A 20457-nucleotide genomic window follows, 5' to 3' on the forward strand; every position below is an offset into this window, starting at 1 on the left:
TTCCCTCTCAGGGGTGCGAGGAGGTGAGGGGGAGGGGCAACGACGGCTGCGTGCCGCCGCCCGCAGGCGTGCCGTACGAGTTGTTCTGGGTCCCGAAGATGCCGCAGAAGCTCGAACCGGTGCGCAGATCCGTGCCCGTGAAGAGGGTGTTGGTGCCGCGCAGGGCCTCCTTCTCCCCGCCCATCCGCTTCGTCAGGGCCTTCACCTGCGTCTGCCACTCGGTCAGGACATGCTTGAGCCCCAGGGCCGTGTCCCAGCCGTGGAACTCGCTGATCGCGGTGTTGGACTTGGTGTCCGCGTCGTCGCCCGCCTTGGTCAGGCCCGGCTCCAGCTCGTCCTCGATCACCCCGGCCGCCGTCTTCTTCTGCGCCGGAGACGTGCACACCCCGCCGAACGGGGTGACCCCACCACCGCCGCCACCGTCGAGCTGGTTGAGCCGCGTACCGCTGGACCGCCCCGCCGCCGAGTGCTCCTCCTGCGCGGCGGCCTTGAGCTGGGCCCACTCCTCGTCGAAGGACATCTTGAACTCCCCCGTCCCTACACACGGCGCGAAGCCGTCGACTATCCCCTGGGCATAGTTCGGGACGACGGAATACAGATCTTTACGAGGATGGAAACAAAACCCCTACACCAGCTGTAGATCGTGGGCTGCGCCGCAGGTCAGCGCACCTGTGGCACGGAGCTCAAAAACTGCCGGACGGCCGGGGCCACCGCCTCGGCGAGGTCGGCGGCGGTGCGCAGATCCGGCGAAACGCCCACCGGAGCGAGCCGGCCGCGGGGCATGATCCGGGCGGCGCGCGCCGCCAGCTCGGTCGGGTGGCGCGCGTCGGTGCCGGGCACGACCAGGGCGGGCGCCTGGACCGCGGCCAGCTCGGCGATGTCGTGGAAGGCCCGGTCGTGGCCGATATGCGCGGCGGCGGCGACGCTGGCCGGGTCCGTACGCGGAAACGCGTCGCGCACCATCGAGCCGATCACCGGCGGCATCGTCTCCAGGATCGGCGCCCATGCCGCCTCGAGCCCGTCGGCCAGGACGCGAGCGGCGAACGCGTCAAGGAACGCGGTCTCGGCCGCTTTGGCCTCGTCGTCCTCGATCTCCTCAAGGCTGATCAGTACGGTGGCCGCCACCCGGTCGGGGTGTGTGAGCGCGGTGCGCAGGGCCACCGTGGCACCGAGGCCGGTGCCGCCCAGGACGGCGCCGGGCGCCTCCAGGTGGTCGAGCAGCGCGATGACGTCGTCGGTGTACCGCGCCCAGGTGTGCCGGGACGGATCGGAGCAGACGGAGCGACCGTAGCCCCGTACGTCGGGGAGGACCACCGTCACACGGTCGACCAGCAGCCGGGCCAGGGGCAGCAGGCTGTGGTGGTCCGGGCCCCCGCCGTGCAGCAGCACCAGCGGCGGGCCGGCGTGGTCGGGCCGGCCGGCCGTGGTGGCGTACAGCGGACAGCCGTCGCCGCCGTGGAAGGTGAACTCGCCTACCGGAATCATGGGTTCGCCTCACTCTGTCTCATACGCGGATCCGAATGGCCGCTCCTGCGAGGCTAATTGGCGACTTCGTGGCAAACAAAGACGACTATGGTGAGGTAGTCATAGCCAGATGGCTATGGCGTGTGCGAGGGAAGGGGCAAGCCCGGGTGGACAACCGGATCTCGCTGCACAAGCTGGAGGTCTTCTGCACGGTCGTCGAGCTGGGCGGGATCGGCCGCGCCGCCGGCCGGCTCTATGTCTCCCAGCCGGTGGTCAGCGGCCATATACGGTCCCTGGAACAGCGCCTGGGAGTACGGCTCTTCGACCGGACCGGACAGCGCCTCGAGCTCACCGACGCCGGCCGGGCCGCGTACGGCTGGGCGCGCGACACGCTGCGCCGCGGCACCGAGCTGGAGCGCGAACTCGCCGGGCTGGCCGACGGGACCGCGGGCGCCGTGGCGGTGGCCACCAGCATGACGGTGGGCAGCTATCTGCTGCCGCCCGTCCTCGTCGACTTCGCTTCGGCCCACCCGGCCGCCCGTATCGCCGCGCATGTGCTCGACCCCAACCACATCTGGGAGGCCGTCACCTCGGGCCTGTGCGACCTGGCCGTGACCATCGCCCACCGGATCCCGACCGGTCAGGGCCTGTCCGGCGAGCTGGTGGGACATCACGACCTCGTCCTGGTCGGCGCGGCGGAGGCGGGGGGCACGGCGGACTCCCCGGTCCAGGTAACCGACCTCGCGCGGATGCCCTTCGCCTCCACACCGCGCGGCTCCCGCCGCCGGGACATCGAGGACATCGAACTCGCGAAGCTCGGCGTCATCGACCGCAACGTGGTCATCGAGCTGGGCCACCCCGAGGCGATCAAACATGCCGTACGGGCCGGGCTCGGGGTCGCGCTGCTGTTCCGCGCCTCGGTCGCGGCCGAGCTGGCCGACGGCTCGCTGCGCGAGATACGGATCGCCGACGCCCGGCCGCGGCTGCCGGTGTTCGCCGTCCGGCGCGCGGACCGGCGGCCGTCCGCCCTGCACCGGACGCTGCTCGCCGCGATCCACCACGCCCTGGGCGACGCCCCGGACGCCCCCTTTGACGACAGACCCTAGCCCACCTCGGCCCGGCGGCCCGCTAGGGCCCGTTCGACCTGGACGGCCCTGTTCTCCCGAAGCTACGGCGAAGTGACAAGTAGCTCTCTGTAACGGATCCCGGATGCGCTTGTCAGTGGTTTCGATCTTCTGGGCTCATCCGGGGACCTGCTCGGCGAGGTTGGTCAGGCCATGACGACCGGAGGGAGCGCGGGGTGCGGCAGGAGTGGGAGCCGGAGGACCTGATCGAGGTCTGGACGCTGCTGGAGGAAGATCAGGAGCGGCTGAGGAACAAGTCGGGGGCGAACCGGTTGGGGTTCGCGCTGTTGCTGAAGTTCTTTGAGGTGGAGGCCCGGCTCCCGGAGGACGCGGGGGAGATCCCGGGGCCGGCGGTGTCGTACGTCGCCCAGCAGGTGAAGGTGCCCGCGGAGGAGTGGGCCGCGTACGACTGGGCTGGGCGGGCGATCAAGCGGCACCGGATGGAGATTCGGGGCGCGTTCGGCTTCCGTGAGTGCACGGAGGAGGACCAGGTCCAGCTCGCCGAGTGGCTGGCGGTGGAACTGTGCGGGGTGGAGCTGAACCGGGACCGGCTGGCGGAGGCGGTGGTGGCCCGCTGTCGCAAGGACCGGCTGGAGCCGCCGGCTCCAGGGCAGATCGCCCGGCTGGTAGGCAAGGCGGTCAGCGCCTTCGAGGAGCGGTTCTGCGCGGCCACCGTGGGCCGGCTGTCGGCGGCGACCCGGTCCCGGCTGGACGACCTGATCGCCGAGAACGCCGGCGCGGACGAGGGGAGCGCGGGCGGCGGGGGCACGCTCTTCACCGAGCTGAAGGCGGACCCAGGTGCGCTGGGGCTGGACAGCTTGCTGGCGGAGGTGAACAAGCTCCAGCGGGTGCGCTGGCTTCAGCTTCCGCCGGAGCTGTTCGGGGACGTGTCGGGGAAGTTGGTGGCGGCCTGGCGGGCGCGGGCAGCGAAGGAGTATCCCTCGGACCTGCGGACGGCGGCCGCGCCGGTGCGGTACACGCTGCTGTCGACGCTGTGCCATGTGCGGGAGACGGAGATCACCGACTCGCTGGTGGAGCTGTTCATCCAGCTCGTGCAGAAGATCAACACGCGGGCGGAGAAGAAGGTCGAGGGCGAGTTCAACAAGGAGCTCAAGCGGGTCCGCGGCAAGGAGGGCATCCTGCTGCGGCTGGCGGAGGCGGCGGTCGCCGAGCCGGGCGGCACGGTCCGCAAGGTGATCTATCCGGTGGCCGGGGAGTCCACGCTGAAGGCCCTCGCAGCGGAGGCCGCGGCGAACGAGGCCCGTTACCGGGCCCGGGTGCGTACGGTGCTGCGCTCCTCGTACTCCAACCACTGGCGCCGAATGCTCTCGCCGCTGCTGAACGCGCTGGAGCTGAAGTGCAACAACACCGCCTACCGGCCGGTGATGGACGCGATCGACCTGCTCAAGCGGTACCTGGACCAACCCATCGCGAAGGAGGGCGCGTTCTTCGACGAGGCGGAGAAGGTCCCGCTGGCCGGGGTGGTGCGCGAGGAGTGGCGCAAGGCGGTGGTGGATGAGCGCGGCCGGGTCGAGCGCATCCCGTACGAGCTTGCGTGCTCGTGGCGCTGCGGGACGCGCTGCGGCGGCGGGAGATCTGGGTGCCGGGCGCGAACCGGTGGCAGAACCCGGAGGACGATCTGCCGCCGGACTTCGAGGACAACCGCGATGTGCACTACGACGCGATCCGCCAGCCGCAGGACCCGGAGAAGTTCATCGAGGCCCTGGAGAAGAGGCTGCGCGAGGCCCTGACCCGCTTCGACACGGCGCTGGAGCTGGGCACCACGGGCGGGGTGGACATCGTCAAGAAGCACGGCGAGCCGTGGATCAAGGTCTCGCCGCTGGGCAGGCAGGAGGAGCCGGAGAACCTCGTCGCGCTGAAGGCGGAGATCGAACGCCGCTGGGGCACCATCGATCTGATCGACATCCTCAAGGAGGCTGAGTTCGCCACCGGCTTCACGTCCGAGTTCACCTCGGTCGCCACACGGGAGGCGGTCCCGAAGGCGGTGCTACGGCGCCGGTTGCTGCTGGTGCTGTTCGCGCTGGGCACGAACATGGGCATCAAGCGGGTCGCGGTCACGGGCAAGCACGGCGAGAGCGAGGCTGTCCTGCGCCGGGTGCGGCACCTGTTCGTCAACCGGACCAACCTGCGCGCCGTGCTGGTGCGGCTGGTCAACGCCACCTTCGCCGCCCGCGATCAGGCGTGGTGGGGCGAGGGCACCGCCTGCGCGAGCGACTCCAAGAAGTTCGGCTCCTGGTCCAGCAACTTCATGACCGAATGGCACCAGCGCTACCGCGGCCCGGGTGTGATGATCTACTGGCACGTCGAGAAGAAGTCGCTGTGCGTCTACAGCCAGCTCAAGTCCTGCTCGGCCTCCGAGGTCGCCGCGATGATCGAGGGCGTGCTGCGGCACTGCACGGACGTGGAGATCGACCGGCAGTACACCGACACGCACGGCGCCTCCATCGTCGGGTTCGCCTTCGCCCACATGCTCGGCTTCAACCTGCTGCCCAGGTTGAAGAACGTCGGCTCAGCGCGGCTGTACCGGCCGGCGGCCGGCGAGGATGAGAAGTGGCCGAACCTGGCGCCGGTGCTGTCGCCCAAGACGATCGACTGGGACCTGATCCGCCAGCAGTACGACCAGGTCGTGAAGTACACCACCGCCCTGCGCCTGGGCACCGCCGAGGCCGAGCAAGTTCTGCGACGCTTCACCCGCGGCGGGCCCAAGCACCCCACCTACCGGGCAACCGAGGAACTCGGGCGGGCGGTGCGGACGGCATTCATCTGCGACTACCTCGCCGACGCCGACCTGCGCCGCGAGATCAACGACGGGCTCCAGGTCGTGGAGAACTGGAACTCCGCCAACCACGACCTGTTCTACGGCAAGGACGGCGACCTGACCGGCTTCGACAAGGAGTCCCAGGAGGTCTCGATGCTCGCCCTGCACCTGCTCCAGTCGGCGCTGGTGCACGTCAACACCCTGCTGCTCCAGGACATCCTGAGCGAGGAGAAGTGGCAGAAGCGGCTCACCGACGCCGACCGGCGTGCCTTGTCCCCGCTGTTCTGGACCCACGTGAACCCCTACGGCCGGTTCGAGCTGGACATGAACTCCCACCTCGACCTCGCTGCGGCAGAGTCCATGGTGCCCGGACCCCGTACTGGGCCCGAGCGAACTCCCGAACCGGCAACAGAGGGTGCGACCGGCCGGGCATCCTGAAGATCAGTGCCCGGCCTCGCTGGTGGGCGGCTCGATCGGGGCTGCGGCCCCTGCGCGACCCGGCAACGCCGGTGGGCGCCGCGGCTCAGGACCGGGACGGGGAGGCGGCGGCGCCGTTGCGGGAGCGGTTGCTGCGGATCTCGTCGTGGTGGTCGGCTGCCCAGCCGATGAGCTGTTTGACGATCTCGTTGAGGCCGTCGCCGAGGGGTGCGAGGGCATACTCGACGCGCGGTGGCACCTCGGCGTAGGCAGTGCGGCTGATCAGCCCGTCCTCGGTGAGCTGGCGCAGGGTGTGGGTCAGCATGCGCTGGGAGATGCCCGGTATCTGGCGTTGCAAGTCGGTGTAACGCATCGGGCCGCCCTCCAGGACGGCGATGATCAACATGCTCCACTTGTCGCCCACGCGGTCGAGTACCTGGCGGATGAAGTCCATGTGATCGGCGGGGATGCTCGCGCACGGCCCGACCGCGGCTGCCATCCCGACGTCCGCGCTGTCCTGCATAGCGCCCATTCCTCTCCGTCGCGCACACCGATGTGCCTTTTGTGTCGACTTCCATACTGGCGCACCATGGCGTTACGAACAAACAGTAGGAATTGGAGGTCAGCCCCGTGAAGGTAGAGATCTGGTCTGAGATTACCTGCCCCTGGTGCGGGCTGGGCAGCCACCGGCTGGACCGGGCCGTGGACCGCTTCGAGCACAGCGACCAGGTGGAGGTGGTTCACCGCTCCTTTCCCCTGAGCAGCGGTTTCCCCACCGACCGTACGCTCAGCGTCCGTGAGGCGGTGATGGCCAAGTACGGTGCCGTCCCCGAGCAGGCCGGCGCCCCGGACATCGAGGGCATGGCCGCCGCCGAGGGCCTGAGCCCCTACCGGGTCCTGGACAACCGGGTCGGCAACACCGACCTGGCCCACGAGTTCCTGGCCCACGCCTCCGCGCAGGGTAAGAACCGCGAAGCCTGGGACCTGTTCTTCCGCGCCTACTTCGGCCAGGCCGAGCCGATCTTCACCCTCGATGACCTGCTCGGCTTCTCCGACAGGCTCGGCCTGGACCGCGACGAGACGCGCCAGGCGCTCAGCGAGCACCGCTACCGCAGCCAGGTGCAGGCCGACGCACGCCAGGCGCAGCGGCTCGGAGCGACCGGCGCCCCGTTCATCGTCATCGACGGACGCTACGGCGTGCCCGGCGCGCAGGACAGCGACGGCCTGCTCGACCTGCTGCGCACGGCGTGGAACGAGTCCCACCCGGTCACCGTGACGGCGGGCGGCGACGCCCCGGCCTGCGGCCCGGACGGCTGCGCCGTCCCCGCCCGCCCCTGACCCGCCGCACCACCATCTCGCACACCAGCAAAGGCACCACCATGTCCTACCTGTTGCACATCGACTCCTCCTCGCTCGGCGAGGCGTCCGTCTCCCGCCAGGTCGCCCAGTCCTTCCGCGATACCTGGCAGGGGCCGGTCGTCCACCGCGACCTCGCCGCCTCGCCCGTGCCCCATCTGGACGCTGCCGGTATCACCACCCGTATCACCGACCCCGCCCAGCACACCCCGGAGCAGGCCAAGGCCGCCGCGGTGCAGGACGAACTCATCGAGGAGTTCCTGGGCGCCGACGCCTATCTGTTCACCGTGCCGATGTACAACCTCACGATGCCGTCGGTGTTCAAGGCGTGGCTGGACCAGATCGTCGTCGCCGACCGGACCGTGAACCACGCCGGGTCCTCGCCCGTCGCCGGTCGTCCGGCCGTCGTCATATCCGCCCGCGGGGGCGGGTACGGCCCCGGCGCGCCCAAGGAGGGCCTGGACTACGCCGTGCCCGCGCTGGAGGCCCTGCTGGGCCGAGACGACATGCTGGGCCTGGACGTCACCACGGTGATCCCGGAGCTGACCATGGCCCCGCATGCCCCGGTGCTGGCCTCGCTCATCCCCATGCACGAGGCGTCCTTGGCCGCCGCCCACGACCAGGCCCGCCGTCTGGCCGCCACGCTCGGCACCCCGAGTGCCGCCTGACCTCTCCTCTCTCCAGGTGATCACCATGACTGACTTGCTCGTGCTCGGCGGCAGCGGCCGCACCGGCATCCACGTGCTGCGCCAGGCCGCCGAGCGCGGCCACCGCGTGCGCGCCCTGGTGCGCAATCCCGATGCCGTCCAGGCCCCGGCCGGGATCGAGCTGATCCGGGGCACGCCCTCCGACATCGACGACATCCGCAAGGCCGCCCGGGGCGCCGATGCGGTGATCAGCGTTCTCAACAACGCCCGCGCCTCGGACAACCCGTGGGCCAAGCCGATCAGCCCGCCGCATTTCATGACCGACGCAGCTCGCGACACCCTGACCGTGATGAGCGAGCAAGGCATCCGCCGGATCGTGCTGACGTCCTCACAGGGCGCGGGTGACGACTGGGCAAGGCTCAACCCGTTGGTCAAGGCGTTCATCAAGATGTCGAACATCAAGGCCGGCTTCGACGACCACACGGGGGTCGACGAGGTTGTCCGCGCCTCCGACACCGACTGGACCCTTGCCCGGGCCGTCGCTCTGACCGACAAGCCCGTCAGCGGGCCGCTAAAAGCAGCCGAGGCCGGCACCGCCAAGCCGGGGCCCCGGGTCAACCGCGCCGACCTCGCCGGCTTCCTCCTGGACGCTGTCGAGCAAGGCACCTGGATCCGCAAGGCGCCTCTGGTGTGGAACGCCAAGGGCTGACCCAACCCCCCCATCCGTCATCCGCCGTCACTGTGACGGCACGTGGAGGAGTACCCATGTCCAAAGTGATCGTGATCTTCGGTGCCGGCCCCGGCCTCGGCGCTTCCGTCGCCCGTCGTTTCGCCAGCGAGGGCTTCCGCGTCGCCCTGGTGGCCCGGCGCAAGGGCCGCCTCGACGCGCTGGTCGACCAGCTCAGCGCCGAGGGCATCGAGGCGGCCGGCTTCACCGCCGACCTGTCCGCACCGGAGGAGATCCCCGGCCTGATCGAGTCCATCCGCGAACGGTTCGGCCGGATCGATGTCATCGAGTACGGCCCCCTCCCCAGCGTCGGCTTCACCCCAGCTGCGCAGCTCGAACCGGCCGCCCTGGTCCAGGGCATGCCGCTGCTCGTGCTCACCCCGCTGGCCGTCCTCCAGGCCGTGCTGCCCGAATGGAAGGAACGCGGCGACGGCGCGTTCCTGATGACCACCGGCGCAACCGCTGTCCACCCCAGGGCCCACACCAGCGGCGTCGGCACGCTGATGGCCGCCGCCCGCAACTGGCTGTACTCCCTCAACGGCGAACTCGCCGAATCCGGGATCTACGCGGGCACCTTGTCGATCGCCGCGTTCATCACCGGCAGCGAGGCCGAGCGGGCCGCTGCCGCAGCCGGTGACCCCCTGGCCGCCGCGCAGCCACGCGTCGACCCGGCCGACCTCGCCTCGCTCTACTGGGACATGTACACCAAGCGCGACCGCGTCGAGGAAGTCCACCCCAACCTCAAGACCGGCTGACGCACCGGCCCCCGCAGCGGTGTGCACCGCACCCGCGGTGCACACCGCTGCCCACGTCAGGGCATTCGCACAATCGATCCTTTGCGCGAGCAAGATCAATCACGGGCCACCGGACCCCCGCCCGACCCGGATTCGTTCGCAGAACCCGTTCTCACCCAAAAGCGGGACGGACCCCTTTCTGAGACTTGCATTGTGCGAAAATCCGGGCCCATGACGGACCCTCAGCAACCTTCCCCAACCGACCGGTCGGACGCCGACGACGTCGAACAGCACGCCTGTCCGAAGTGTGACGCCCAGCCCGGCTCGCCTTGCCGCTCGCGCGGCGGCGCGGTCGCTTCCGCTTACCACACCCGCCGCTTCACCATGGTGCCCCGGCTGAGGAAGGCGCTGCGGGTCCCGACCCCGGCCGACCGCGGACCGGGTCGACCGTGGCGGCCGGGCACCCCGCCGCCGACGTCGATCGACCCGGACCTGCCGAGCGCGGACATCCGCATCGGCTACGCCCGCTGCTCGACCCTCGGGCAGGAGCTCGACTCCCAGCTCGACGCGCTCGCCAAGCACGGCATCCCGAGGGAAATGATCTTCAGCGAGAAGATCAGCACCCGGGTGCGGGTCCGCCCGAAGTTCGAGGAGGCGCTGAGGACGGCGCGGAAGGTCAAGGCGCACGCCCCGCACTGCCGGGTCATCTTCACGGTGTACGAGATGAAGCGGCTCGGTCGCGATGCCGCCGAACTCACCGCCCTCGCTGACCACCTCACCGCCCACGGCTTGGTCCTGGAGATGCTCGCCGGGCCCCTGCCCGGCATCTACGACCCCACCGGCCCTGGGAAGCTGCTGTTCGCGTTCTTCGCCGCGATGGCGGAGACCGAGCGGGAGAATATCCGCGAGTCCACGCTCGAAGGGCTCGACACCGCGGCCCGAAAGGGCAAGCACGGCGGCCGACCCCCGGTCATCACCGACGACATGCTCCACACCGTGCTCCGGCGCCGCGCGGGCGGCGAGTCCGTCGAGCAGATCCAGCCCGACCTGATCATCCCCACCGGCAAGCGCAAGGGACAGAACCCCTCCGTCGCCAGCATCTACCGGGCGCTCGCCGAACACGCCAAGCGCGAGGCGTACCCCGAAGCCGTCGAACAGGCCCACACCGACTTCGCCGCCCTCCAGGCCGACGAAGTCCCCGGACCCCGCCTCGCTCTCCCTGACCGAGCGTCACTCTGATTGCAGGGAGCTACTTGTCACTTCGCCGTAGCTTCGGGAGAACAGGGCCGACCGGACGGACGTCAAGCTGTCGGCGAGCTGAGCCAGGCGGGACCGGTCCCCGGACCCGAGAAATATGGTGAGACGATGACTCGTCGCTACTTCAACGATTACAGTCGCTTCGAGCTGGCGCTCCTGGTGATCTTTGTGTGCCTGGTGGGATTGGGGATTGGGAGCGCCGTCTGGCCGGACTCCGACGGCGACGACACCGCCACTCCCAGTACCACGGCAGCAACCGCGAGCGAGGAAGCCGCAACCGAGGACTACGGGCCGAGTCCTTCGTCATCGGTCGAGGGCGAGGAACTGCCGGTCAAGGTCAAGTCGGCTGAGCCACACCTCATCGACAACCACTCCAGCAGGTCGGAAATGGGCCTACCGCCAAGGGCGGGCTACGATGCTCCGCTCACCGAGCAGGTGCTGGACGAGATACGGGCGGACACTCTCATCATGGCGGGAATCCGCGCCAAAGTCAGTGCTGGGTGCGAAGGTGGCCAGGTCACCGTAAAAGCCGGGCAGAGCACGATGTGCACCGTCACTTACCAGGGCGCGAAGGTTAGGTGGGATGTCTATATCGAGCGCGTGACGGGCAACGAGTCCTCGGCTATCCAGCTCGCCACGTACAAGATCTTTCCTCCCGATGAGGGGCTGCTGGTGGCCAAGTCGGTCTACGGACAGTTCTGGGACTTGCACCATGAATCGTCCAACGAGCTACGCTGCGACAGAATCCCGCCCTTCAAAAGGATCCCGTACGACCTCGCCAGCTCCGAGTACGAGGACACTGGGTACCAGTGCCAGTACCTTGAGACGGACTTTGGTCCGCCTCGCTGGGTTAACGAAGCGGTCGTCCTCCTTGAGAGCGGCGTCATCTTCCAGGAGATCCGGTCTTGAACCGGCGCAGCAGGGCACGACACCAGGTGAACCGATAGCCTGGCATCGGCATCGCAGCCCGCACCAGCAGCCACTCCGCGTCCCCATGTCCGCGTCATGATCGAGGTTCTGGTGGTGCCTGCCCGCACCGGCAGCTCGCCGAGGAGCGGCTGCGGCAGGCGCTGGCGGGCGCCGGGCTGGGCACCACGGGCTTCACCACGCGGGTGGTCGGCGACCAGGCCGAGGCCGAGCGGTTCGGCTTCACCGGTTCCCCAACGATCCTCATCGACGGTCGCGATCCATTCGCCGAGCCCGGCACAGCACCGCCGCTCGCCTGCCGGATCTACCCCTCCTGCACTGGTCCGGCCGGGGCGCCCGGTCTCGACCAGCTCCGGCGAGCCCTCCAGGCAGCTACCGGCGCCGCGGGCTGACCTTCGAGGGCTTCAAGATCATCTCATGGCGGCTTTTGGGCTCACCTTGGCTGGACCCCTCTACCGGGCGCTCGCAGAGCACGCCAAGCGCGAGGCATACCCCGAAGCCATCGAGGCCGCGCACGCCGACTTCGGCGCCCTCCAGAACAGCGAGGTCCCCGGACCCCGCCTCGCCGCTCCTGACCGAGCGTCACTCTGATTACGCCGAGCTACTTGTCACTTCGCCGTAGCTTCGGGAGAACAGGGCCTGGACGTACGTCACTCCGTGGTCGGCGAGCACATGGGCGGCGACGCCCGGGCGGGCGGTCAGGGCGAGCAGCAGATGCTCATCGCCGATGTACTTGTCGCCGCGGCCCAGCGAGATCCGCAGGGACCGCTCCAGGACCGACTTGGCCTCCCGTGCGAAGGGGCGCCGGAGCGGACGGCCACGGCGACGGGCGGTCTCCGCGGGCTCGGCGAGGGCGCCCGGGCCATGGACCCGCTCGACCCGCGCGACGACCTCCTCGACGTCGATGCCGAGCCCGGCCAGGGCCTTCGCGTCCTCGGCCGAGATGCCGCCGCGGCGGCGCACCGCGGCCAGGTCGCGCTCGATGGCCGCGCGCCGGCCGGCCGCGCCGAGGGCGGCGAGGACGTCGGCGGCGGGGGTGCCCGCACGGTCCAGGAGCGCGAGCAGCAGCTCCGCCTCCCCGACGGTGCCGCTGCCCGTGCCGCCGCCAGCCCCGGCGCCCATGCCGTCGGCGTACTTGACGGCGCCCTTGACGACCTGGCGCGCGCTGGTGGTGAACCTCTCGAACATCAACGCCTCCCGTGCTTCTTGTGGACCGCCTGCCGGCTGACGCCCAGCTCGGCGGCGATCTCCTGCCACGACCACCCTTTCGCGCGGGCGCTGCGCACCTGCACGGCCTCCAGTTGCTCCAACAGCCGGCGGAGCGCGGCGACGGCACGCAGCCCGACCCGGGGGTCCTGGTCGCCGGCCCGCTCGGCGAGGTTCGTTGCCTCGGTCATGGTGTCAATGTAGGTTGACATAACGGAAGGCGTCAACCTCAGTTGACGAAATTGGTTCGACGAGCGACTCGGAGTCCGGCAGCCTCTCGTCATGGAACTCCATTACTGGCCGCCCTACGGGTTGCGGCTCACCACCCCACGCCTGGAACTACGCCTCCCGGACCTGGAACTCCTCGACGAGATGGCCGCGGTCGCGGTGGCGGGCGTACACGACCCCGCCGAGATGCCGTTCTCCTTCGCATGGACCGACAACCCCCCGGAACAGGTGGGGCGCAGCACCTTCCAGCACCTGCTGGGCACCATCGCGCAGTGGACCCCGCAGAAGTGGAACATGAGCTTCGCGGTACTGCACGAGGGCAAGGTGGTCGGCCGCCAGGACCTGTTCGCGACCGACTTCGCGGTGACCCGGCAGGCGGAGACGGGCTCCTGGCTGGGCCTGGCCCACCAAGGGCAGGGCATCGGCACGGAGATGCGGGCGGCGGTGGCACATCTGGCCTTCGAGGGGCTGGGGGCGCGCAGCGTGATCTCGGGCGCGATGCTGGAGAACGCGCGCTCGCTGGGCGTCTCGCGGCGGATCGGCTACCGCCCGGACGGCATCGAGGTGCTGTCCGTACGCGGGCAGTCCCGCACCATCCAGCGGCTGCGCCTGGAGCGCGCCGACTGGGAGGCGCGGCGGACCGTCCCGGTGGAGGTGACGGGCCTCGAGCCGTGCCTGGAGCTGTTCGGGGTGGGTGTCCCGGACGGCGAGTGAGCCAGTGAGCCGGTGATCGGCCGGCCGGTGCGCTCGGGCTGGCCTGGCTGACGAGAACGGGCTCCGCCGGATGGGGGAGCCGGGTGGTTCCGGCGGTGGATGCGGGCGCGCGGGGTGGGGTTCGAGGCTGGGGTTCCGGCGGACAGAGGAGGGAAGTCCGGATGGAACGCTGGGATCGGATCGGGCGGCGCGCGGCATACGGGGCGGCGCTGGCGCTGCTGCCGTATGTGCTGATCAAGGTGTCGTGGGTGATCGGCTCACTGGCAGGACTGGCTCCGGTCGGAGGGGGTTTCAGCCTGGCCGGGTGGGTGCTCTTCAACATGGTGACCGTCGGCATGGCGGGGACCGGGATCGCCCTGGCCCTCGCCCTGGCACGGCCGTGGGGGATGCGGATTCCGGGGTGGCTGGTGGCGTTCTGCGCCTGGACGGGGTCGGGGTTCCTCGTGTCCGTGCTGCCCTACTCCGCGCTCAGCGCGCTGCTGGACTCCGGGTCCGGCGATCGGGACGGGGGCGACGACCCTGTCATGCCGGGCTGGGAGGCGGCCCTGGTCCAGTTCGGCTTTGTCGGGATGGGCCTGGGACTTGCCATCGCGCTCCCCGCCTACCTGCGGCGACGCTGGCCCGCGGCGTTCACCGGGCGCGTCGGGGACGGCGCCGGGGACGGCGAAGGTGCCATTACTGGTAGCGGCGCCGGTACGCCGCCGTGGTCGGCCGCCGTCGCGGCCGTGGTCGGGCTGGTCTGGCTGTACTGGGCGGCCGGCGGCACCCTGGGAATCGCACATCCGGCCGAGCGGACCAGCGGCGGCTACCTGCTGACCGGTATGGGCGCGGGGTGGGCGCTGGTCGGCGCCGCCGCCCTCTGGGCGCTCGTCCGGGCACGCCCGGCCCGGCTGCCCCGCTGGCTCCCGATGGCGCTCGGCTGGCTCGGCTCGGGCTCGCTGTTCGCCTGGAGTGGCTGGAAACTGCCGGTCACACTGTCCGTTTCGCTGGCCGACCCGTCCGAAGTCACGCAACCGGAGAACCTTGCCGTTGCCACGGCGCTGCACCTCGCCGCCGTCGTGGCGGGCGCCGACATGATGCGGAAACTGGTGGCCCGCGCCGCCGGTGATGGGCTCAGGGGCCGAACCACCCGGCCGCATCGAGACGGAAGCCGCTGGGCGGCACCATGACGCTCAGGTCGTCCTCCAGGTCGCGCAGCCGCTCGGGGCCGAGCGCCGCCGCCCACTGGGCACGCAACTCCTCGAAGATGGCGGCCGATTTGGCCAGCGAGTCCAGGCCGCGCGGGGTCAGCCGGATCACCTTGCGCCGGGCGTCCGCCGGATCGTCGGCCCGGACGGCGTAGCCCAGCGCCTCCAGGCGGTCGGCCGTCTTGCCCGCGGCCTGTTTGGAGACGCCGAGCCGTCGACCGAGCTCGCTGGCGGTAGCCCCGTCGCGGCCGATGGCCTGCATGGCGAAGCCGTAGGCGGCGCGGCCGTCCGGGTGGCCCTGGCGGGCCAACTCGGCGTGCAACTGATCGATGATCGACCGGAACCCGGCGAACAGCAGCAGAGGCAGCTCGTAGCCGGGCCGGTCCTGGGCGGGCGGCATGCGCCGGATCTCATCGGCCATTGCGAAACTCGACAACCTGGTTTACTTTTTCGACAACCACGTTGTCCATCCTAGGTCAGGGGGATCCGTCATGCCCACCCACCCGTCCACCCCGTTCGTCGATCACACCCTGGAGTCCGCCCCGGCCGCCTCGCGCGGCCTCATGGAGGCCGTGTCCCGGCGCCTGGGCTACCTCCCGGCGCCCGTCGGGCGGCTGGCCACCGCGCCCCAGCTGCTGGACGGCTTCCTCAAGCTCAGCGGGCTGTTCGAGACGACGACCCTGGACCCGCTGGCGCGCGAGGTGGTCATCCTCACCGTCGCGACCCGTAACGCCTGCCACGTCTGCGTCGCCATGCACACCGGCAAGCTCGCCGCGCTCGGCGCGGACGCCGAACTCACCTCGGCCCTGCGGGAGCGGCGGCCCCTGGCCGACGAACGCCTCGAGGCCGTACGGGTCTTCACCATCGAGGTCCTGGACCGCGCGGGGGCGGTCGGCCCCGACGCCCTCGACGCCTTCCTGGCGCACGGCTACACCCCGCGCAACGCCCTCGAAGTGGTGCTGGGCATCGGCGCCTACACCATGTCGACCCTGGCCAACCGGCTGATCGACGCCCCGCTGGACGAACAGCTCGCGCCCTACGCCTGGCACGAGCACGCGGCCTGAGCCGCCGGTCCGGTCCGGCGGGCGTCAGGGTCCGACGGCCCGGGTCCGACGGCCGACGGCCCGGGCCCGACAGTCAGGGCCCGACGGTCAGGGCCCGACGGTCAGGGCGCCTCGGAGCGGGACGGGGTGACCAGGCCGCACTCATAGGCCGCGATGACCAGTTGGGCCCGGTCACGGGCGTCCAGCTTGCCCATGATGCGGCTGACATGGGTCTTGGCGGTCAGCGGCGACAGCCCGAGCGCCTCGGCGATCTCCGCGTTGTTCAGGCCGCGGGCGACGAGGGTGAGGACCTGACGCTCCCGCTCGGACAGGGCGCCGAGCCCCGCGGCGGCCAGGGCCGCGGGCGGCGGGGCGGCCGGGAGGCGCAGCATACGGGCGATGAGGCGGGCGGTCGGGCCGGGGGACAGCAGGGACTCACCGGCCGCCACGGTCCGTATCCCGTCCAGCAGATCGGCGGGCCGGGTGTCCTTCACCAGAAACCCGGAGGCACCCGCGCGCAGCGCCTCGACGATGTGGTCATCGGTGTCGTACGTGGTCAGGACGAGGATCCGGACTCCGGCGAGATCGTCGTCGGCGGCGATGCGGCGGGTCGCCTCGATACCGTCGAGATCGGGCATGCGGATGTCCATGACGACCAGGTCGGCGCGCGCGGTGCGGGCCAGTTCGACCGCCTCCCGGCCCGTGCCCGCCTGTCCGACGACCTCCATACCGGGAGCCGACTCGATCAGCATGGCGAAGGCCGCGCGTACCAGCGTCTGGTCGTCGGCGAGCAGCACCCTGATGGGGGCGCTCGGGGTCGGCTTCGTCGCGCTCATGCGGTTCCCTCTGTCGGTGGTATGGAGATCGGCGAGGGGCCGTGCCCGGGCGGCGCCGCGCGCTCCCGCCCGGACCTGCCGTACGGGAGGACGGCCGTCACAGCGAAGCCGGGGCCGTCCTGGCGCGGTCCGGCGGTCAGGGTTCCCGCCACGCTGCGGGCGCGTTCGCGCATGCCGACGAGGCCGTAGCCCTGCGGGCGGTCGGGGTCCTCCGCCGCCTTCACCGGGGGCAGACCCTCCCCCGGTGAACCCGACGGACCCGGCAGACCGGACGGACCGTCGTCCACGGCCGCGACGCGCAGGCCGCCAACCGCCTCCCGCGCCACGGTGAGCCGCACCAGGGTGCCGGGCGCATGGCGGACCGCGTTCGTCAGCGCCTCCTGCACGATGCGGTACGTGGCCGCGCCCACAGCCGACGACAGGTCCGCCTCGTCCACGTCGACGGTCAGCCGCACCCGTACGCCCGCCGCCTCCGCTGCCGCCGCCAGGTCGGCCAGACCGGCGAGCCCGGGCGGCGGCCCCGTACCGACTCCGTCCGCCCCGTCCGCCTCCCCGGCCTCGCCGCCCTCCCCCGCCCTCAGCACCTGCAAGGTAGCCCGCAGCTCGGCGCGCGCGTCGCGGCAGGTGTCGGAGATGGAGTCGAGCGCCTTGGCCAACGTCCCGCGGTCGAGCCGGTCGGGGTCGGTGATCAGGACATGGGCGGCGACCGAGGTCTGGACGCCGATCAGCGTGATGCTGTGCGCCAGCAGGTCGTGCAGATCGCGGGCGATCCGCAGCCGCTCCTCCGCGACGCGCCGGGCGGCCTCCTCCTCGCGGGTCCGCTCGGCGCGCTCGGCCCGTTCGACGATCGCCGCGATGTACGCGCGGTGGATCCGCACCGCCTCGCCGACCAACACGACCGACAGCACCCAGCCGGAGGAGCGCAGCATGTCCACCGCGCCATGAGGTCTGCCGCCCCACGACATGACCGTCACCATGAGCCCGATCACAAAGGTGACGGTGAGCAGGGAGCGCAGCGGCGGGCCGAGGACCGCGAGGGTGTAGAGGGCGGTGAGCCCGGCCGGGACGACGGCGACGTGCTGGTAGTTCAGAGCGTGGTACGGGCCGACCATCAGGACGACCGCCACGGTGACGAGCATCGGGCTGTGCCTGCGCCCGATCAGCGCCACGGCGCTGCCGACCAGCAGCGTCCACCCGAGCGCGTCGAGCCGGCGGTCGCCGTCCACGTGCGCGAACAGCGCCAGCCCGCACTGCACGGCCAGCACGACCGCCGCGACCGCGGCGTCGACCCGCCGCCGGGACGCGGCCTCGGCGGGGGTCTCGGCCGCGGCGCGGCGGCGGTGGAGGGCGCGCGGCAAGCGCGCCGCCAGCGGTCGGCGTCCCGGGCCTGGCGGCGCGGCGGGCTCCGTCCGCCGCTCGGACTCGGTGCGGGTCAGTGGGGGCACGGGTCCATCCTGACGGGTCGTCCCGGGCGAGTCCCGGCCCGAGCCGGGCGAACCGGCTCGGGCCGGGGGAATCTCACCGCTCATCCCCTCATCTCCGGGCTGCGGGCACCGCCCGCCTCGGAGCAACGGCCCCGGGGGCGGCCGGGCGGCGGGAGAGCGCTCCCGGCCACCACACCCAGCGCCCCAGCAGCAGGCTCGCCGAGGTCACCAGATACGTCCGGACCAGGAAGGTGTCCAGCAGCACCCCGACCGCGACGACGAACCCCATCTCGGCCAGCATCACCAGCGGCAGCGACCCCAGTACCGCGAAGGTCGCCGCGAGCACCAGGCCCGCCGAGGCGATGACACCGCCCGTGGTGCGCAGGGCGGTGACCGCGGCCTCCGATACGTCCGCGCCGCGCAGGGACTCCTCCCGCATGCGGTGCATCAGGAAGATGCCGTAATCGACGCCGAGGGCGACCAGGAAGACGAAGGACAGCAGCGGCAGTCCGGGGTCGATGCCCGCGAAGCCGAAGACCGGCTCGAAGAAGAGGCCGCCGAGGCCCATCGCCGCGCCCCACACGGCGACCACGGCGACGACCAGGACGAGCGGCGCGACCAGGCTGCGCAGCAGGGCGGCGAGGATCAGCAGGACGGCGAGGAGGACGAGCGGGACGACGACCGCCCGGTCCCGGGAGTTGGTGTCCTCCAGGTCGAGTTCCTGGGCGCTGGCCCCGCCGACGTGGGCGTCGGCGCCCTGGATGCGGTGGAGTCCGTCGCGCAGGGCGTGGATGGTGTCCCGCTCCCCCGCGGACTGCGGGGGCGCCTTGGCATAGACGTCGATCTCGGTCCATCCGCCGCCGCTGCGGCCGCGCTCGGCCCGTTCGACGCCCTCCGTACCGCCCACGCGGTCGAGTACGTCACCGGCGCGCTCACTGCGCGCGAGGACGCTGATCGGCTGGCTGCTGCTCCCGGGGTAGGCGTCGGCGAGGGTCTGCATGGCGACGACGGACTCGGGCCGTTCGGTGAAGGTGTCGGCCTGCTTGAGGTCGCCGGGCAGGTTGAGGATGCCGAGCGCGAGGGCGCCCAGCAGCGCGCCTCCGGCGACCAGCACGGTGCCGGGCCGGCGCCCCGCCGAACTCCCCATGGCGGCGAACAGGCCGCGCCGGGCGCGGGGTTCGCTGCCGTACGCGGGGATCAGCGGCCAGAACACCCGGCGGCCGAGCAGCACCAGCACCGCGGGCAGCAGCGTCAGCATGGCGGCGAGCGCGCACACCACGCCGACCGCGCCGACGGGCCCGAGGCCGCTGCTGCTGTTGAGGTCGGCGGCGAGCAGACACAGCAGCCCGGCCGCGACGGTGCCGCAGGAGGCGAGGACGGCGGGGCCACAGCCGCGGACGGCGGCGCGCATCGCGTCGTACGGCAGCCGGTGGCGGCGCAGCTCCTCGCGGTAGCGGGAGACCAGCAGCAGCGCGTAGTCGGTGCCCGCGCCGAACACGAGCACGGTCATGATCGACGAGCTCATGCTGGTGACGACCAGGTCGATCCCCTGGACCAGGCCGTAGACGACGGCCATCGAGGCCATCGCGGCGGCGCCGACGACCACCAGCGGCACCAGCCACAGCAGCGGGCTGCGGTAGGTGAGGATCAGCAGCACGGCGACGACGCCGACGGTGGCGAACATCAAGGTGCCGTCCGTGGAGGCGAAGACTTCCTGCGAGTCGGCGCGCAGCGCGCCCTGGCCGCCCACCTGGACGCTCAGCCCCTTGGGGTGGTCGGCCAGTTCGGCGCGTACGTCCTTGACGGCGTCACCGCGCTCCGTCTCATCCGTCAGCTCGGTGAGCGCCACCGGGTACATCACGGTGCTGCCGTCCCGGGACGGGATGGCCTGCGGTGCCCTGCCCTGGACGGTCGCATGGCGGCCTGTGACCCGGGCGACCTGCGCGGCGGCCGCCTCGCGGTCGGCGGCGGTCAGCCCACCGTCCCGCCGGTAGACGAGGACGAGGTCGGTGGTGTCGCCGCCGGGCAGCGCCGCCTGGAGCTTGGCAACCTGGGTGGAGTCGGCGCTCGCGGGCAGATAGTCGACCGCCGTATCGCGCTTGACGTCGCCCAGCTTGCCCGCGAAGGGCACGGCGGCCAGGAGCACCAGGGCCCATACGGCGATGACCGTCCACGGCAGTGCGCGGCGGCGCCCGGTGGCACGGCCTGGCTCTTCCGGTCCCTCCGGTTTTCGTGGCGCGGTCGTATGCGTCGGCTGTGTGGTCTGCATGCCCTCCAGGCTCCCGGCGCCGGGCGGGCGAATCGTCGCGCCGGCGAGGGAGATGGTGGCTACTGCGCCGGGTGCGCGGCGGGCCGGATTACTCCCGGGGGAGTACTCCGGCCCGGCT

At 71.4% G+C, this 20457-nt stretch carries 22 protein-coding genes and 1 pseudogene; 14 read left to right on the forward strand and 9 right to left on the reverse strand.

What is annotated here, in order from left to right:
• Positions 1 to 7 precede the first annotated feature (7 nt).
• Together ACH4U7_RS19070 and ACH4U7_RS19075 are read right to left on the reverse strand one after the other, a co-directional pair.
• Entirely contained in the window at positions 8 to 520 is a 513-nt protein-coding gene (locus tag ACH4U7_RS19070; RefSeq protein ID WP_398529060.1) for a hypothetical protein, read from the reverse strand.
• Between the two features lie 140 nt (positions 521 to 660).
• Positions 661 to 1485 carry an alpha/beta fold hydrolase gene (locus ACH4U7_RS19075; protein WP_398529061.1) on the reverse strand — a complete coding sequence of 275 codons (825 nt, stop codon included), beginning with the start codon at positions 1483 to 1485 and terminating at the stop codon, positions 661 to 663.
• Positions 1486 to 1631: 146 nt separating this feature from the next.
• On the opposite strand from ACH4U7_RS19075, the gene ACH4U7_RS19080 reads away from it, so the two are divergent.
• The 3 genes and pseudogenes from ACH4U7_RS19080 to ACH4U7_RS19090 all read left to right on the forward strand — a co-directional run bounded on the left by ACH4U7_RS19080 (position 1632) and on the right by ACH4U7_RS19090 (position 5805).
• Positions 1632 to 2570 (forward strand): LysR family transcriptional regulator, encoded by a 939-nt coding sequence (locus ACH4U7_RS19080; protein ID WP_398529062.1) that lies wholly within the window; start codon positions 1632 to 1634, stop codon positions 2568 to 2570.
• Between the two features lie 194 nt (positions 2571 to 2764).
• A pseudogene (locus ACH4U7_RS19085) lies at positions 2765 to 3166 on the forward strand (DUF4158 domain-containing protein); the annotation flags it as partial.
• 983 nt (positions 3167 to 4149) lie between these two features.
• Positions 4150 to 5805, forward strand: a complete 1656-nt coding sequence (locus ACH4U7_RS19090; protein WP_398529063.1) for a Tn3 family transposase — start codon at positions 4150 to 4152, stop codon at positions 5803 to 5805.
• Between the two features lie 85 nt (positions 5806 to 5890).
• Here the strand turns inward: ACH4U7_RS19090 and ACH4U7_RS19095 are convergent, their stop codons facing one another.
• On the reverse strand, positions 5891 to 6307 hold the full coding sequence (locus tag ACH4U7_RS19095; protein WP_398529064.1) for a winged helix-turn-helix transcriptional regulator: 417 nt from the start codon (positions 6305 to 6307) through the stop codon (positions 5891 to 5893).
• 107 nt (positions 6308 to 6414) lie between these two features.
• Here ACH4U7_RS19095 and ACH4U7_RS19100 point away from each other — a divergent pair, with 107 nt between their 5' ends.
• The 8 genes from ACH4U7_RS19100 (at position 6415) to ACH4U7_RS19135 (ending at position 12023) form a co-directional block, all read left to right on the forward strand.
• Positions 6415 to 7122, forward strand: coding sequence for a DsbA family protein (locus ACH4U7_RS19100; RefSeq protein WP_196945089.1), 708 nt, complete (start codon positions 6415 to 6417; stop codon positions 7120 to 7122).
• Positions 7123 to 7163: 41 nt separating this feature from the next.
• Positions 7164 to 7808 (forward strand): FMN-dependent NADH-azoreductase, encoded by a 645-nt coding sequence (locus ACH4U7_RS19105; RefSeq protein WP_398529065.1) that lies wholly within the window; start codon positions 7164 to 7166, stop codon positions 7806 to 7808.
• A gap of 25 nt (positions 7809 to 7833) precedes the next feature.
• On the forward strand, positions 7834 to 8496 hold the full coding sequence (locus ACH4U7_RS19110) for an NAD(P)-dependent oxidoreductase (RefSeq protein ID WP_398529066.1): 663 nt from the start codon (positions 7834 to 7836) through the stop codon (positions 8494 to 8496).
• 56 nt (positions 8497 to 8552) lie between these two features.
• Positions 8553 to 9269, forward strand: a complete 717-nt coding sequence (locus ACH4U7_RS19115; protein ID WP_398529067.1) for an SDR family NAD(P)-dependent oxidoreductase — start codon at positions 8553 to 8555, stop codon at positions 9267 to 9269.
• Positions 9270 to 9479: 210 nt separating this feature from the next.
• Complete coding sequence (locus tag ACH4U7_RS19120) at positions 9480 to 10487, forward strand: recombinase family protein (protein WP_398529068.1); 1008 nt, start codon at positions 9480 to 9482, stop codon at positions 10485 to 10487.
• A 126-nt stretch (positions 10488 to 10613) separates the two neighbouring features.
• Complete coding sequence (locus ACH4U7_RS19125) at positions 10614 to 11414, forward strand: hypothetical protein (RefSeq protein ID WP_089513090.1); 801 nt, start codon at positions 10614 to 10616, stop codon at positions 11412 to 11414.
• A 203-nt stretch (positions 11415 to 11617) separates the two neighbouring features.
• A complete protein-coding gene (locus tag ACH4U7_RS19130; RefSeq protein ID WP_398529069.1) occupies positions 11618 to 11824 on the forward strand; it encodes a hypothetical protein in 207 nt (68 codons plus the stop codon).
• A 25-nt stretch (positions 11825 to 11849) separates the two neighbouring features.
• Positions 11850 to 12023, forward strand: coding sequence for a hypothetical protein (locus ACH4U7_RS19135; RefSeq protein ID WP_398529070.1), 174 nt, complete (start codon positions 11850 to 11852; stop codon positions 12021 to 12023).
• On the opposite strand, the gene ACH4U7_RS19140 is transcribed toward ACH4U7_RS19135, so the two are convergent.
• Positions 12024 to 12620, reverse strand: a complete 597-nt coding sequence (locus tag ACH4U7_RS19140) for a Clp protease N-terminal domain-containing protein (protein ID WP_398529071.1) — start codon at positions 12618 to 12620, stop codon at positions 12024 to 12026.
• Positions 12620 to 12829, reverse strand: a complete 210-nt coding sequence (locus ACH4U7_RS19145) for a helix-turn-helix domain-containing protein (protein WP_043491624.1) — start codon at positions 12827 to 12829, stop codon at positions 12620 to 12622. Before ACH4U7_RS19145 ends, ACH4U7_RS19140 begins: the two co-directional genes overlap by 1 nt.
• A gap of 91 nt (positions 12830 to 12920) precedes the next feature.
• On the opposite strand from ACH4U7_RS19145, the gene ACH4U7_RS19150 reads away from it, so the two are divergent.
• Together ACH4U7_RS19150 and ACH4U7_RS19155 are read left to right on the forward strand one after the other, a co-directional pair.
• The gene (locus tag ACH4U7_RS19150; protein WP_398529072.1) at positions 12921 to 13580 is read left to right on the forward strand and encodes a GNAT family N-acetyltransferase; all 660 of its coding nucleotides are present in this window, start codon (positions 12921 to 12923) and stop codon (positions 13578 to 13580) included.
• 161 nt (positions 13581 to 13741) lie between these two features.
• Positions 13742 to 14749: a hypothetical protein gene (locus tag ACH4U7_RS19155; protein ID WP_398529073.1), complete on the forward strand. Its 1008-nt coding sequence runs from the start codon at positions 13742 to 13744 to the stop codon at positions 14747 to 14749.
• Here the strand turns inward: ACH4U7_RS19155 and ACH4U7_RS19160 are convergent.
• Entirely contained in the window at positions 14694 to 15188 is a 495-nt protein-coding gene (locus ACH4U7_RS19160) for a MarR family winged helix-turn-helix transcriptional regulator (protein WP_385610546.1), read from the reverse strand. The two genes, ACH4U7_RS19155 and ACH4U7_RS19160, sit on opposite strands and share 56 nt — an antisense overlap.
• Positions 15189 to 15258: 70 nt before the next feature.
• Between ACH4U7_RS19160 and ACH4U7_RS19165 the strand changes: the two genes are divergently transcribed.
• Positions 15259 to 15831 carry a carboxymuconolactone decarboxylase family protein gene (locus tag ACH4U7_RS19165; protein ID WP_398529074.1) on the forward strand — a complete coding sequence of 191 codons (573 nt, stop codon included), beginning with the start codon at positions 15259 to 15261 and terminating at the stop codon, positions 15829 to 15831.
• A 101-nt stretch (positions 15832 to 15932) separates the two neighbouring features.
• On the opposite strand, the gene ACH4U7_RS19170 is transcribed toward ACH4U7_RS19165, so the two are convergent.
• The 3 genes from ACH4U7_RS19170 to ACH4U7_RS19180 all read right to left on the reverse strand — a co-directional run bounded on the left by ACH4U7_RS19170 (position 15933) and on the right by ACH4U7_RS19180 (position 20339).
• The gene (locus ACH4U7_RS19170; protein ID WP_353589591.1) at positions 15933 to 16646 is read right to left on the reverse strand and encodes a response regulator transcription factor; all 714 of its coding nucleotides are present in this window, start codon (positions 16644 to 16646) and stop codon (positions 15933 to 15935) included.
• Positions 16643 to 18004, reverse strand: coding sequence for a sensor histidine kinase (locus tag ACH4U7_RS19175; protein ID WP_398529412.1), 1362 nt, complete (start codon positions 18002 to 18004; stop codon positions 16643 to 16645). Before ACH4U7_RS19175 ends, ACH4U7_RS19170 begins: the two co-directional genes overlap by 4 nt.
• 175 nt (positions 18005 to 18179) lie before the next feature.
• On the reverse strand, positions 18180 to 20339 hold the full coding sequence (locus ACH4U7_RS19180) for an MMPL family transporter (RefSeq protein WP_398529075.1): 2160 nt from the start codon (positions 20337 to 20339) through the stop codon (positions 18180 to 18182).
• Between the last annotated feature and the right edge of the window lie 118 nt (positions 20340 to 20457).

It is taken from the genome of Streptomyces sp. NPDC020845, assembly GCF_044334165.1.
Classification (GTDB): Bacteria; Actinomycetota; Actinomycetes; order Streptomycetales; family Streptomycetaceae; genus Streptomyces.